Genomic DNA, 13,177 nt, shown 5'->3' with positions numbered 1-13,177 from the left:
TTGTGTAGCCCGGACTGGCCGCCGCCTTCCAGCCCCGGGGCGACGTCTTAATCAACTTGCCATGCTGTCGTGCGGTTGTGGATGGCTGTTTTGGGTGCAACCCTGCCTTGGTATTTTGCAGCCCCGTCTCGCGCCCTGGGGCGTGGCAGGCGCGCCCGGTGGCATCGCGCAGCCGTTGTGCGTGGCCGCCGGACCCGGTCCAGGGCGGGGCCGGTACGGGGCTCCTGCCATTGGGCCCTTGTCCTTGGCCGGGGTCCCGGATGGGGAAACAGGCGAAACGCGCGGGGGGGCGCTGCATCTGGCGGGCGGGCGCCCTGGCCGGTATAGGTCGCGGGCACCGATCGCGTTGACCAGGGCAGCCCGACGCCGTCCTCAATCCGGTTGATCGCGGAATGGAAGGAAGCCGACCGATGCGCCACGCACCCCTCCCTGCCGCCATCGCCATCGCCGCCGGGGGCTGAGGCATGGGCAAGGTCGTCGTCACCGGCGCCGCCGGCTTCATCGGCGCGCATGTCTGCCAGTCGCTGCTGGCGCGGGGCGAGGAGGTGGTCGGCCTCGACAACCTCAATCCCTATTACGACCCCGCCCTGAAGCGGGCACGGCTGGCGGCGCTGACCGGGGATGCGAAGCCCGGCGCCTTCGCCTTCCATCACCTGGACCTGGCGGACCAGGATGCCGTCCTGGCGATGTTCAAGGCCGATCCGGCGATTGACCGCGTCGTCCACCTGGGCGCGCAGGCCGGCGTCCGCTGGTCGCTGGAGGCGCCCTTCGCCTACACGGCGGCCAATGTCACCGGCCACCTGTCGATCCTGGAGGCGGTGCGGCGGAGCGAGGGGCGGATCGGCCACACGGTCTATGCCTCCACCAGTTCGGTCTACGGGTCCCGCACCGACGGCGCCTTCCGGGAGGGGGACCGGGTGGACAGCCCGGCCAGCCTCTACGCCGCGACCAAGGCGGCGGGGGAGCTGATGTCGAAGGTCTATGTGGACCTCTACAAGCTGAAGCTGACGGGGCTGCGCTTCTTCACGGTCTATGGCCCCTGGGGCCGGCCCGACATGGCCTATTGGCTGTTCACCGACGCGATGCTGAAGGGCCGCCCCATCCGGCTGTTCAACGAAGGGAAGATGCGCCGCGACTTCACCTTCGTGGACGACATCGTCGCCGGCATCATCGCGGCGCTGGACCATGCGCCGGCGGCGCCGGCGCATCGCCTCTACAACATCGGCAACAGCAACCCCGAGGAACTGCTCGACATGGTCGCCATGCTCGAGGAGCTGCTGGGCGTGAAGGCGGTGACGGAACTGCTGCCGATGCAGCCGGGCGACGTGCCCGCGACCTTCGCCGACGTCTCCGCCATGAAGCGGGATTTCGGCTGGCAGCCGACCACCGACCTCCGCACCGGGTTGACGCGCTTCGTCGGCTGGTGGCGGGGATATTTCGGCTGAACGGGCACGGCTGCGATCGATGTCCGGCGACATGCCCGTTGTGCGGGCCCCCATCATCATCTTCGCCTTCGCCCGGCCCGACTACCTCCGCCGGCTGTGCCGGTCGCTGAAGGCCCAGCAGGGCGTCCTGCTGGACGAGGCATCGATCCATCTGATGCAGGATGGCGCGAAATCCCGCCGTTCGGCCGTGACCTATGCCGAGCCCGCGATGATCGAGGCCAGCATCGCCGCCTTCCGGGAGGTATTCCCGCGCGGCCAGGTGCATGCGGCGCCGGAGAACCTGGGCGTCGCGATGAACATCCTGCGCGGCGAACGCCATGCCTTCCAGACGCTGCGCGCCGACATCGCCTATTTCTTCGAGGAGGACCTGGAACTCGGCCCTGCCTACATCGCGATGATGGAGGTGCTGGCGGCGCGGTTCGGGGGGCTGTCGCAGCTCGGCTATTTCGCGGCCTATGGCGACCACCGGCGGCAGGCCAACCCCGCCGCGCCGCAGATCGTGCCGCTGGAACACCATTGGGGCTTCGGGCTGACGCGCCATTGCTGGCAGGCGATGCAGCCCTGGCTGAAGCCGTTCCACCAGGTCTACCAGCAGGTGGACTACCAGGCGCGGCCGCATCTGCGGATCGTCGAGCTGTTCGAGAATTGCCGCGTCTCCTCCATGGCGTCGTCGCAGGACGTGGCGAAGACGATGGCCTGCGCCGACCTCGGCTTCGCGCGCATCAACACCGATGTCGGCTTCGCCCGCTACATCGGCGCGGTGGGCGAAAGCTTCCGGGAGGAACGCTTCGCCACCCAGGGCTTCGCCGAGGCGCCGGTGATGGAGGCGCTGCCGGAGGCGCTGCCGGCGGGTTCGGCCGAGGTCCTGTCGCGCATCGCGGCCGAGAAGTTCGAGGCTTGCAGCGCGCATCGGCGCGATGCCTATGAGCGCGAACTCGCCACCATGCGGCGCAGCTTCTTCAACCCGGACCGCCTGGTGACGCGGGAGGAGCTGGAGGCGCTGTGGCGGCTGTTGATGGACCGGCTGCCGACGGACGAGGAATACTACGCCAGGAATGTCGGCGTGCGGACCCTGCGGCAGGTGCGGCGATCCCTGCTACGCAGCCGCGAGGCACAGGCCAAGGGCTTCTACCTCGGCTGATCGAAGGCTGCGGCCGGTGCCGCTCAGGATGGGAACAAGAGATCGATGCGCCACCCCCCCATCGCCGTGATGTCGTTCGACCGGCCCGACTACCTGCGGCAGGTGCTGTCCAGCCTGGCGGCGCAGGAGGGCGCGGCGATCGAGGAGCGGGAGATCATCCTGTTCCAGGACAATTGGCGCAACGCGCATAGCGGGCGCGTCTGCGCCGAGGCCGCGGACGTCGAGGCCTGCATCGCCGTGTTCCGGCAGATCTTCCCCTCCGGGCGCGTGATGGCGGCGGCGGACAATATCGGCGTGGCGGAGAACTTCTTCCGGGCCGAGACGCACATGTTCCGGGAACTCGGCGCCGACTGCGCCTACTTCTTCGAGGACGACCTGGTGCTGGAGCCGAACTACCTGGCGACGCTCGACCGGCTGCGCGACGCCTGCGCGGCATCGGGGCCAGCCGGGGGCGGCGGCGTGGGGCAGGTGGGCTACTTCGCCTGCTACGGCGACCTCAAGGCCAGCGAGGCGGAGCAGCGCAGGAATGCCCGCGCGCTGCGACGGCTCGGCCATCTCTGGGGCTTCGGCCTGTTCCGGCAGCACTGGGAGGAGATGCAGCCGGTGATGGCGGAGTACTACGCCATGACGCTGGGGCGGGACTACCGCGACCGGCAGCGCGACGAGATCCTGCGGCACTACCGGGCGCGGGGGATCGATGTCGGCGTCTCCTCCCAGGACGATGTGAAGAAGGCGGTGACCTACTTCCTCGGCCGCGTCGCGCTGAACACCGCCCTGGTCCATGCGCGCTACATCGGCGCGGTCGGCCTGCACATGAACCAGGCGAAGTTCGAGGCCGCGGGCTTCGCGAATACCGTCGTCCTCGGCCTGCAGGACGCCACCTTCGACTTCCCCGATGCCGCGAGGATCGAGGCGCTGCGGCAGGAGGAGGCGGAGGCAAGGGCGAAGGCGCTGGTGCGGGAAGAGGAGGCCGCCAGGGCGAAGGCCGAGGCGCTGGCCACCAAGGAAGCCGCCAAGGAGGCAGCGCGGGTTGCCCGCCAGGCGAAGCCCGGCGGCGACACGCCCCCGGCGGCGCCGGCAACCAAGCCTGCGGCGCCCGCCATCACGCCTGCGGCGCCCGCCATCACGCCTGCGGCGCCCGGGCCTGCCGAGGGAGAGGAGGGCGCCGCCTCGCAGGGGGGCGCCATCAAGGTCGGCCCGCCGCGGATGGCGCCGGAGGAAGTGGCGCTGTTCCAGCGCGTGCTGGGCAGCGGGCGGCGGCGCTACGCGGAATTCGGCACCGGCGGGTCCACCCTGCTGGCGGTGCGGCAGGGGTTCGAGGCGGTGGTGGGCGTCGAGTCGGACCCGGCCTGGCTCGCCAGCGTGCTGCGGAACGAGGAGGTGGCGGCGGAGGTCGCGGCCGGGCGGTGCAGCCTGGTGCACGGGAATATCGGCAAGGTCGGCAATTGGGGCTCACCGGTGGACCGGGAGCAGGTGAGGCGCTGGCCGCGCTACATCGCCGCGATGTGGGAAGCGTGGGACCGGCGTGGCAGTTTCCCGGACATCGTCCTGGTCGATGGCCGCTTCCGCGTGGCCTGCTGTCTCTCCGTCGCGCTGATGGCGGCGGCGCGCGCGGGGCGGGGGCCGGCGCCGCTGGTGATGATCCATGACGTCACCGACCGGCGGCCCAACTACCAGCGGATCTTCGACTTCTTCCACCTCGAGGAGCAGGCGGACAGCCTCTGCGTGCTGTCCCCTCGACAGCGTGTGTCGCCCGAGCGGATGCTGGCCGGCCTGCTCGACCACCTGTTCGAGCTAACCTGAGGAGTGCTGAACTATTATCTTGTATTCAGCCGTGCTGGCACGCAGTCACGATGGTTGTACCATTCCCGCATTGGTGGAAAAAACGCCACCAGTTATCGCATGGCTACGCATGCCGTGCGCCAGGGGGGTTGAACAACAGCCATATCGTGGCGGCGCTGCACCACTGACCGGCCCGGCCGGCCAGCGGCGCTCGATGACTCACGGTGTGTCTGGTGGCTGAGGGGGTTCAGCGCGCGGAATCCGCGGCCCGGCGTCGTGCCGGGGGGCGGCAGGCCGGCGGCGACATTCCCGAGGCGGCTTCCGGCGAGGCGACTCCTGGCGAGGCGGCAAGGCAGCAGACGGGGAAGAGATCGGTCGTGAGTTCAGCGCAGACGAGTCCAGCCGCCACCCAACCCGCGCCCAAGCCGCCAGCCGGCGCGACTGCGGCCGCGAAGTCCGCGGCCGCGAAGAAGCCGGCGCCGAAGCCGATCGATCGCACCGCGACGGTCGAGGATGTGGTCGCGGCCTATCGCCTGCTGCTGGGACGCGCGCCCGAATCGGATGCGGTGGTGGCGGGACACCTGGCGGCGGCGCCGGATATCGGCGCGCTGCGGGACCGGATCATGGGATCGGCGGAATTCCAGCGCGTGGCCTATGGCCCGGTCGCAACCCCGACCATCCGCCGCGCCGCCGGCTACGACCCCGTGCCGATGGAGATCGAGGTCTCCGCCAAGGATGCGGAACGGATGCTCGCGCAGGTCCGGCGCGTCTGGACCGCGCTGGGGCAGGAGAAGCCCTATTTCTCGGTGCTCGGCGAGAAGCGCTTCAGCCCGGGGCTGGTGGAGGCCAATCTCGAGGCCTTCGGCAAGACCGGGCGCGACGAGATCGACGTGCTGAAGCGCCGGCTGACGGCGCTGGAAATCGATCCGGCGGACCACCCGGATGCGGTGGAGTATGGCTGCGGCGTGGGGCGGGTGACGGTGCCGCTTTCCGGCCTGTTCCGGAAGGTGACGGGGTTCGACATCTCCGAGCCGCATCTGGAACTGGCGCAGCAGGCGGCGCGCATCGCGGGGCGGCGGAACATCGCGCTGGCGCCGGTGAAGGACATCCGCGCGCTGGACGTGCCGCAGCACGATTTCTTCTATTCGCGCATGGTGCTGCACCGGAACCCGCCGCCGCTGCAGGCGCAGATCCTGCGCCGCTGCCTCGGCCGGATGCGGGTGGGCGGCATCGCGGTGTTCCAGCTGCTGACGCACCTCGAGGGCTATCGCTACGACACCGCGGCCTGGCTGACGGCGAAGCCGGTGGAGGAGCCGGAAGTGCATGTGCTGCGCCAGGACATCGTCTTCGGCATCCTCAAGGAACTCGGCTTCCAGCCGCTGCATGTCGCGCGCGACCACAGCCTGCCGGGCTTCGATCGCATCTCCACCCAGTTCATCGCCAGGCGCGTGCGCCTTGACTGATGCCTGTGCCTTGACTGACCGGGCGGCATGAAGCTGGCGCATCTGGATGCGGTGACGCAGCACGGCGTCATCGAGGGCTGGGCCTGCGACCCGGACCAGCCCACCGAAAGCCTGGCGCTGGCCGTGCTGCTGGAGGATGGGACGGAAGTGGCCGCCGGACGGGCGGAGCTGTTCCGCGAGGACCTGATGGAGGCGCAGCTTCGCTACGGCTGGTGCGCCTTCCGCCTGCGCGCGGCGCTGGCGCCGGCGGAACTGGTGGCGCAGACGCTGCGGCTGGTGGAACCCGCCACCGGCGCGGTGCTGCATGTCCAGCCCAGCCTGCCGATCCGCCATGCCAGCGACCGGGACTGCGAGACGGTGGAGGAAGTGGTGGCGGAAGACCCGACCATGCTGCGCTCCATCGACCAGCTGGCGGGGTGCGGGGATCTGTTCACCCGCTTCATCGCGCGGGAAGGGCTCTCCGCCTTCATCCGGGCGGCCTATGGCTACGTGCTGGGCCGGCCGGCCGATCCGGTGGGCTTCGCGAGCTATGAGAAGCTGATGCGCCGCGGCGCGCTGACGCCCTTCGGCCTGCTGTCCATCCTGGCCGATAGCGGGGAGTTCCGGTCGCGCCCCCGGCTGCTGCCATCCCCCGTCCAGCCCGCCTTCGTCTTCGCCCTGCCGGCGACCACGCCCGAGGCGGCGGAGGCCGGATGAGCGCGAGGCCCGTCCTGCTGGTCTCCGTGCCCGCTGTCCACCTCTCGACCATCGAGCTTCCGGGCTCGATCTACCCCTGGCGTTGCCTGCGCGACGCCGTGCTGCCGCCGGACCTGCGGCTGGCGCTGCTGCTGGTGATGCAGGCGGCGGAGGCGCAGCAGACCGAGGTCCGCTTCGTGGCGCGGCCGGAGATCTTCACGCATGGCGCGGCGCGCGAATGGCTGGATGCGCAGGCCGGCGGGGCGGAGGACCACCTGGCGCTGACGGATGGCAATACGCTGCGGCTGCTGCCCGGGCTGCGCAACCACATGTTCTTCTTCCCCCGCGGCATGACATCCCGCGAAGCGGCGCTGCAGCGCCTGGTGCGGCTGGTGCCGGAAGCCTTCGCGGGCCTCGCTTCCCAGGTGAATGGCACGCTGTCCTTCCGGCTGGGGGCGCGCTGGGTGCGGCCGCCGCTGCTGCCGCTGGGCTTCGCGGTGACGCCGGCGGGGGAGCCCGCCCAATACATCCCCTTCGTCTGGCTGCCCGGCAACCATGGCCACGCCGGCGTGCTGAGCGAGAAGGAGGCGATGGCCGGCCTGCCGCTGCTGAAGCCGCCGCATTTCGTGCCGCTCACGCTCGGCGCGCTGAGCGACCACCCCTTCGTCGTGGAGCTGGCGAAGCAGGTGCGGGACGTGGTGCTGGACCCCGCGAAGGGCCCGCTGCTGATCGGGCTGCCGGCGCTGGACCGCGACGACGCCGCCACCAAGGACCAGGTGGAGGCGGTGCTGGAAGCCTTCAGCCGGACCGGCGTCGCGCTGCCGCGCCGGTCCAGCTGGTCCGTGCGCTTCGTGGCGGGCATGCCCGACCCCGCGGCGCTGGCGGGCGGTAGGCTCACGCTCCATGCCCGCGTGCCCTTCTGGCATTTCGGGCGGGACGTGCTGGATGCGGCGGCGGAGCTGGTGCTGACCGGAAGCGGCACGCTCTCCGCCGCCCGGTCGCTGTTCACGACCTGGCTGGGGCGGGAGGTGGCGGTGCAGCGCATCCGCCCGCAGATGGGCCTGATGCCGGTGACGGTGGGGCAGGTGCCATGAAGCCCGCGCTGACGCTCGACATCACGCCGCTGCTGGAAAGCCAGTGGACGGGCATCCCGGTCTTCACGCGCCGCCTGGTGCAGGCGCTGGACCCGCATCTGGACCTGCATTTCTGCATGGGGCCGAACGGGGTGCCGGGCGATGCGGTGCGCCAGGCCATCCGGATCAGCACCGGCACCTACCTGCGCGACGCCATCGATGCGGCGGTGGAGACGGTGGTGAAGGAGGCCGCGCGACCCACCATCGACCCCGCCATCCCGCTGCTCTACCCCTCCGTGAAGCCCAGCCCCGGCGCGGCGATGCGGGAAGCCAGCACGATCCACGACATCAGCACACTGGTGATGCCGGACACCCACATGCCGGAGAACGTGGCCTTCCACCTGGACCCGCTGCGCGACCAGATGGCCTCCGACGAGGCGGTGTTCTGCTGTTCGGAAGCGACGCGGGAGGCGCTGTGCACCTACCTGCCCTGGGTGCGGCCCAGGACGCGGGTGATGTACCAGTATGTGGACTGGCCCGAGGGGTTCGAGGCCATGGACCGCAACCAGCCCGCCATCCGGCTTGGCCGCTACGCCGTGGTGATCGGCACGGTGGAGCCCCGCAAGAATTTGCGCCTGCTGCTGCGGGCCCTGGAAGAACCCTCCGTCGCGGCGGATGACCTGCATTTCGTGGTCATCGGCGCGCGAGGATGGATGGCGGACCAGGCACTGGCGCAGCTGTCGCCCGAAGCCCAGGCGCGCATCAGCTTCACCGGCTTCATCTCCGAATTCGCGAAGTACCGGCTGCTGCGGCACGCGGAATTCCTGGTCTATCCCTCGGTCTATGAGGGGTTCGGGATTCCGGCGGTGGAGGCGATGAGCCTCGGCAAGCCGGTGCTGGCCTCCCTCAGCTCCAGCTTCCCGGAAGTGATCGGGCCGGCGGGGCTGTTCTTCGACCCCTTCTCCGTCGACGGCTTCGTGGCGGCGCTGGAGGAGATGTCGAACCCGTCCGTCCAGGCGGAGCTGGCGGCGCAGGCGATGCCCCAGGCGGCGCGCTTCAATGCGGGGGTCATGGCGGCGCCGGTGCTGGAGTGGCTGGCGGGAGGGTAGCGCCGCAATCCGGCGAAGCATCTTATGATCGGGCGCGGCGCCTGTTTGCGGCGGCGCAGCATTCCGCCGGCGCGGGGGCATCGCCTAATCTCCGCCGCGACAAGGCTACAGGGGGACTGCCGGCTTCATGTGCGGGATCGTGGGGGTGATCGGCCGGGCCGATGCAGGGCCGCTGCTGCTGGAGGCGCTGCGCCGCCTGGAATACCGGGGCTATGACAGCGCCGGCATCGCCACCCTGGTGAATGGCCACATCGACCGGCGCCGGGCGGAAGGCAAGCTCGGCAACCTCGCCGCCGTGCTGGCGCAGGACCCGCTGCCGGGCACCACGGGCGTCGGCCACACGCGCTGGGCCACCCATGGCGCCCCCACCGAACGCAACGCCCACCCCCACGCCACCGCCCGCGTCGCCGTGGTGCATAACGGCATCATCGAGAACCACGCCGAACTCCGCACCGAACTGGAAGCCGAAGGCGCGGTGTTCGAGACGGAGACGGATACCGAGACCTTCGTCCGCCTGCTGGACCACCTGCTGGCCCAGGGCCTGGCGCCGGAAGCCGCCTTCGCCGCCGCGCTGAAGCGCGTGCACGGCGCCTTCGCGCTGGCCGCCATCTTCGCGGGCCACCCGAAGCTGCTGCTCGGCGCGCGCCAGGGCGCGCCGCTGGCGGTCGGGTTCGGGGAGGGGGAGATGTTCCTCGGCTCCGACGCGCTGGCGCTGGCGCCACTCACCCGCCGCATCGCCTATCTCGAGGAAGGCGACTGGGTGGCGGTGACGGAAGACGGTGCCCGCTTCCACGACGCCACCGACCAGGCCGTGGAGCGTGCCGTCGTCGTCACCGCCGTCTCCGGCGCCGCGGTCGGCAAGGGCAACTACCGCCACTTCATGGAAAAGGAACTGCACGAGCACCCCGCCGTCATCGGCGATACGCTCCGCCAGTACCTGGACCCCGGCACCCACGCCGTGCGCCTGCCGCGCCTGCCCTTCGACCCGGCGGTGGTGCCGCGCCTGACGCTGTCCGCCTGCGGCAGCGCCTTCCTGGCCGCCCATGTCGGGCGCTACTGGATCGAACAACTCGCCCGCATCCCCTGCGACGCCGATGTCGCCAGCGAACTCCGCTACCGCGACCCGCCGCTGGCGCCAGGCGGCGGCGCCATCCTCGTCTCCCAGTCCGGCGAGACGGCGGACACGATGGCGGCGCTGCGACTGCTGCGGGACGGCGGGCAGCGGGTGCTGTCCATCGTCAACGTGCCGGAAAGCACCATGGCACGCCTGTCCGACGCCGCGCTGCTGACCGTGGCGGGCCCCGAGATCGGCGTCGCCTCCACCAAGGCCTTCACCGCCCAGCTCTCCGTCCTGGCCTGCCTGGCACTCGGCTTCGCCCGCGCCCGCGGCACCATCGATGCGGCGGAGGAGGAGCGGCTGACGGAGGCGCTGCTCTCCATCCCCGGCCACGCCGCCGCCGTGCTGGAACAGGATGGGCGCATCAAGGCCCTGGCCGCGGAGATCATGACGGCGCGGGACGTGCTCTTCCTCGGCCGCGGATCGATGTTCCCGATCGCCATGGAAGGCGCGCTGAAACTCAAGGAAATCAGCTATATCCACGCGGAAGGCTACGCGGCCGGAGAGATGAAGCACGGCCCCATCGCCCTGATCGACCCCGCCGTGCCGGTGATCGCGCTGTGCCCCTCCGGCCCCCTCTTCGAAAAGACGGCCTCCAACCTCCAGGAAGCCGCGGCGCGCGGCGGACGCATCATGGCCTTCACCGACGCCGCCGGCGCAGGACCACTGGGCCGCTTCGCCGAACAGGTCATCACCCTGCCCAGCATCGACCCCTTCGCCGCCCCCATCCTGCACAGCATCCCCGTGCAACTCCTGGCCTACCACGTGGCCGCCCTGAAAGGCACCGACGTGGACCAGCCCCGGAACCTGGCGAAAAGCGTGACGGTGGAATAGCGGGGGGCGTGTTGCGCTCGTTGCTTCCAGGAGGGGCTTTGCCCCTCCCGGACCCTCCCCACCAAAGGCCAGCGGGCCTTTGGAAACCAGAGGATGGGGTGGGGAAAGAGGGGGCCGGCGCACCCGTTTCACGGTCACTCCGGCCCCCTCTTTCCCCACCCCATTGCTCGCGGTCCAGGGTCCCGTTGGACCCTGGTGGGGGAGCACGAGGGGGCAACGCCCCCTCGTGAATCACCGGCGCAACACGTGCCCCGCTAAGCCCGCCGTCGCCTTGTCGCCGGCATCGGGGTTGTGTCCCCTTCGGTGTCCAGTCGGTCGAGGGTGGTGCGCCAGGTGGCGGTCCAGGTGCGGGGTTGGCCGCTGCGGCAGCGCAGCAGGTCGAGGGACCAGCGCGGGTCGCCGAGGTTGTGCTGGGTGCCGCCGAGGCCGGGCAGGGCGTTGACGCGCCAGCGGGTGAGGGCGGCGGAGGGGCCTGGTTCCTCGGTATCCGGGCGGAGCAGGAGGCCGAGCGCGCCGCCGGCTTCGGCGGCGAGCTGGAGGCGGCGGGCGGCGGTGAGGTCGATGTCCGAGAGGGTCAGCAGGGCGCCGGCGATGGCGGGGCAGCGCAGGGCTTCCTCCATGGCCCAGAGGGCGTCGGCGGGGCGGGGGGCGCGGACCATGACGAGGTTGGCCGGGGAGAGTCCGTAGCGGGCGAGGCCGGAGGGCCAGGCATCCGGGTCCGGTCCGATCCAGAGCACGGGGCCGTTGGCGCGGCCCAGGATGAGGCTGGCGAAGCCGGTGGCGGCGCCCGGTTCGGCGGCCAGGATCTCATGCAGCCCGGCGCGGGCCAGGCCGCCATCGGGCAGGGTGGCGTCGATGGAATCGGCGAGGGGGATGGTGCCGGCCTCGGCGCGGGCGAGGGCGGCCGCGGCGCCGCCGCGTTCGAGCCGGCCGATGCGGGCGCGGAGCGCGGCCATCAGGGCGGGCCGGTCCATGGGGAGGGGATCCGTGGGGATGCCGTCCGGCGGGGCGTTCGCGGCGAGGGGGGGAAGGATATCGGGGGCCATGGCTGTTCTTGCTATGTTCCGACCCCGAGGTGGTCGCGGTCAAGCGATTTGGAAGGATGGAAGCGATACGATCCCTGACGATCGTTCGTAATCAGCTACTTGCGATGTTATCCTGATGTAAGTTGCCAATGGGGGTTGGCGGGCTTCTTCCAACCACACGGCGGGTTAACCTGTGTGTCGCACAACCCGGGGGCTACTGACCGGAACCCCGAGGATGCGAGTCGCCCCGCCGTCGCGCCTGGCCTGGCTGGCACCATGGCTCGCGTCATGCCTGCTGCTGTTCCTGGCCGGCTGTGCCCGCCTGCCGGCGGAGGAGGCGCGGGCCACGCCGGCCGCGGCCGTGGCCGCCTGGGGCTTTGCGGCGTTGTCGAGCCATGGCGCGCCGCTCGGTTCCGCCGTGGCCGTGGCGCCGGGGCGCCTGCTGACCAGCGCCCATCTGCTGCCCGATGGCGTGGCGGTGGTCGAGGCCCGGCGCGGCGATGGGGTGGGGCGGGCGCCGGCAAGGGTGCTGGCGCGCAGCGCGGTGATGGATCTGGCCGTGCTGGCGGTGCCGGAGGGCGTCTTCGAACCGGTGCCGGTGGCGCGGCAGGCGCCGGTGGCCGGCCAGCGCCTCTGGGCGCTTGGCGCGCCTTCCGTCGGGCCGGCCATGGCGGTGGGGGTGGTGACGCGGCCTTCCGCCGTGATGCCGGGGCGTGGCGAGGGGTTCACGGCCCGGATCGGCGCGCTGATGGGCTATTCCGGCGGCCCGGCGCTGGATGCGGAGGGCCGGCTGCAGGGCCTGGTCACGGCCCTGCCGGGGGCGGGGGGCGCCACGGCGCTGGCGGCGCTGACCGGGATGGACCTGGACGGCATCGCGAGGGGCGTCGAGGGCAGGGAGGCCTTCTTCCTATCCATCGCCGCCGCGCTGGTCGAATCCGAACGGATCGCGCCCGCCGGCCGTGGCCTGGCCCACCATGTCGTGAGCGCCCGGCAACCCTGAGCCCCCAGCCACGTCGCCTGCCCGCCGATCAGGCGGAACACCGTGGCGGGGGGCACGGCGAACAGGAGGAGAGCGGGATGCGAAAGACGCGGATGGCGATGATGGCGGCGCTGGCGCTCGCGGCCTGTGGGGCGACGGGGCCGGTGGCGCCGGGCCGGGCGGTGGCGACCGAATCGCGTGCCGAGGCTCAGCGTGGCGAGGCCTCCTTCTACCACCCCGATCGCTTCACCGGCCGGCCCATGGCGAATGGGGAGCCCTTCGATCCCGGCTCCAACTCCGCCGCCCACCGCACCCTGCCGCTCGGCACGGTGGCGGAGGTGACGAATCTGCGGAACGGGGAGAGCCGCACGGTCGTGATCGAGGATCGCGGCCCCTATGTCCGCGGGCGGATCATCGATGTGTCGCCGCGCACGGCCGATGAACTCGGCATGCGGGAAAGCGGGACGGCGCCGGTGGAGGTCCGCCCCATCGGCCGCCAGGCGAATGCGGGGCGGGAGGAGTAGTTTGGAGACC

Annotated in this window: 11 protein-coding genes; 10 read left to right on the top strand and 1 reads right to left on the bottom strand. The window is 71.3% G+C overall.

Annotated elements, in window-relative coordinates; all coding sequences use genetic code 11:
* Window positions 1-464: 464 nt before the first annotated feature.
* The 8 genes from BM041_RS20705 to glmS all read left to right on the top strand — a co-directional run bounded on the left by BM041_RS20705 (window position 465) and on the right by glmS (window position 10,639).
* A complete protein-coding gene (locus tag BM041_RS20705) occupies window positions 465-1,445 on the top strand; it encodes an NAD-dependent epimerase/dehydratase family protein (protein WP_092961802.1) in 981 nt (326 codons plus the stop codon).
* Between the two features lie 31 nt (window positions 1,446-1,476).
* Window positions 1,477-2,586, top strand: a complete 1,110-nt coding sequence (locus BM041_RS20700; RefSeq protein ID WP_139226121.1) for a hypothetical protein — start codon at window positions 1,477-1,479, stop codon at window positions 2,584-2,586.
* A gap of 45 nt (window positions 2,587-2,631) precedes the next feature.
* On the top strand, window positions 2,632-4,389 hold the full coding sequence (locus tag BM041_RS20695) for a glycosyltransferase family 2 protein (RefSeq protein ID WP_092961800.1): 1,758 nt from the start codon (window positions 2,632-2,634) through the stop codon (window positions 4,387-4,389).
* A gap of 356 nt (window positions 4,390-4,745) precedes the next feature.
* Window positions 4,746-5,831 (top strand): class I SAM-dependent methyltransferase, encoded by a 1,086-nt coding sequence (locus tag BM041_RS20690; RefSeq protein WP_092961799.1) that lies wholly within the window; start codon window positions 4,746-4,748, stop codon window positions 5,829-5,831.
* A gap of 27 nt (window positions 5,832-5,858) precedes the next feature.
* A complete protein-coding gene (locus tag BM041_RS20685; RefSeq protein WP_092961798.1) occupies window positions 5,859-6,527 on the top strand; it encodes a hypothetical protein in 669 nt (222 codons plus the stop codon).
* Window positions 6,524-7,600 (top strand): hypothetical protein, encoded by a 1,077-nt coding sequence (locus tag BM041_RS20680; protein WP_092961797.1) that lies wholly within the window; start codon window positions 6,524-6,526, stop codon window positions 7,598-7,600. The genes BM041_RS20685 and BM041_RS20680 overlap by 4 nt, the downstream gene beginning before the upstream one ends.
* Window positions 7,597-8,688, top strand: coding sequence for a glycosyltransferase family 4 protein (locus BM041_RS20675; protein ID WP_092961796.1), 1,092 nt, complete (start codon window positions 7,597-7,599; stop codon window positions 8,686-8,688). Before BM041_RS20680 ends, BM041_RS20675 begins: the two co-directional genes overlap by 4 nt.
* A gap of 127 nt (window positions 8,689-8,815) precedes the next feature.
* Complete coding sequence (gene glmS / locus BM041_RS20670; protein ID WP_092961795.1) at window positions 8,816-10,639, top strand: glutamine--fructose-6-phosphate transaminase (isomerizing); 1,824 nt, start codon at window positions 8,816-8,818, stop codon at window positions 10,637-10,639.
* A 254-nt stretch (window positions 10,640-10,893) separates the two neighbouring features.
* On the opposite strand, the gene BM041_RS20665 is transcribed toward glmS, so the two are convergent.
* On the bottom strand, window positions 10,894-11,613 hold the full coding sequence (locus tag BM041_RS20665) for an ImuA family protein (protein ID WP_139226120.1): 720 nt from the start codon (window positions 11,611-11,613) through the stop codon (window positions 10,894-10,896).
* A 286-nt stretch (window positions 11,614-11,899) separates the two neighbouring features.
* On the opposite strand from BM041_RS20665, the gene BM041_RS20660 reads away from it, so the two are divergent.
* Together BM041_RS20660 and BM041_RS20655 are read left to right on the top strand one after the other, a co-directional pair.
* Complete coding sequence (locus BM041_RS20660; RefSeq protein ID WP_092961793.1) at window positions 11,900-12,664, top strand: S1 family peptidase; 765 nt, start codon at window positions 11,900-11,902, stop codon at window positions 12,662-12,664.
* A 77-nt stretch (window positions 12,665-12,741) separates the two neighbouring features.
* Window positions 12,742-13,167 carry a septal ring lytic transglycosylase RlpA family protein gene (locus BM041_RS20655; RefSeq protein WP_245762196.1) on the top strand — a complete coding sequence of 142 codons (426 nt, stop codon included), beginning with the start codon at window positions 12,742-12,744 and terminating at the stop codon, window positions 13,165-13,167.
* The last annotated feature ends 10 nt before the right edge of the window (window positions 13,168-13,177 follow it).

Origin of the sequence: Falsiroseomonas stagni DSM 19981 (assembly GCF_900114315.1) — a bacterium.
Lineage (GTDB): Bacteria > Pseudomonadota > Alphaproteobacteria > Acetobacterales > Acetobacteraceae > Falsiroseomonas > Falsiroseomonas stagni.
This window is presented reverse-complemented; position numbering and strand designations above follow the sequence as displayed.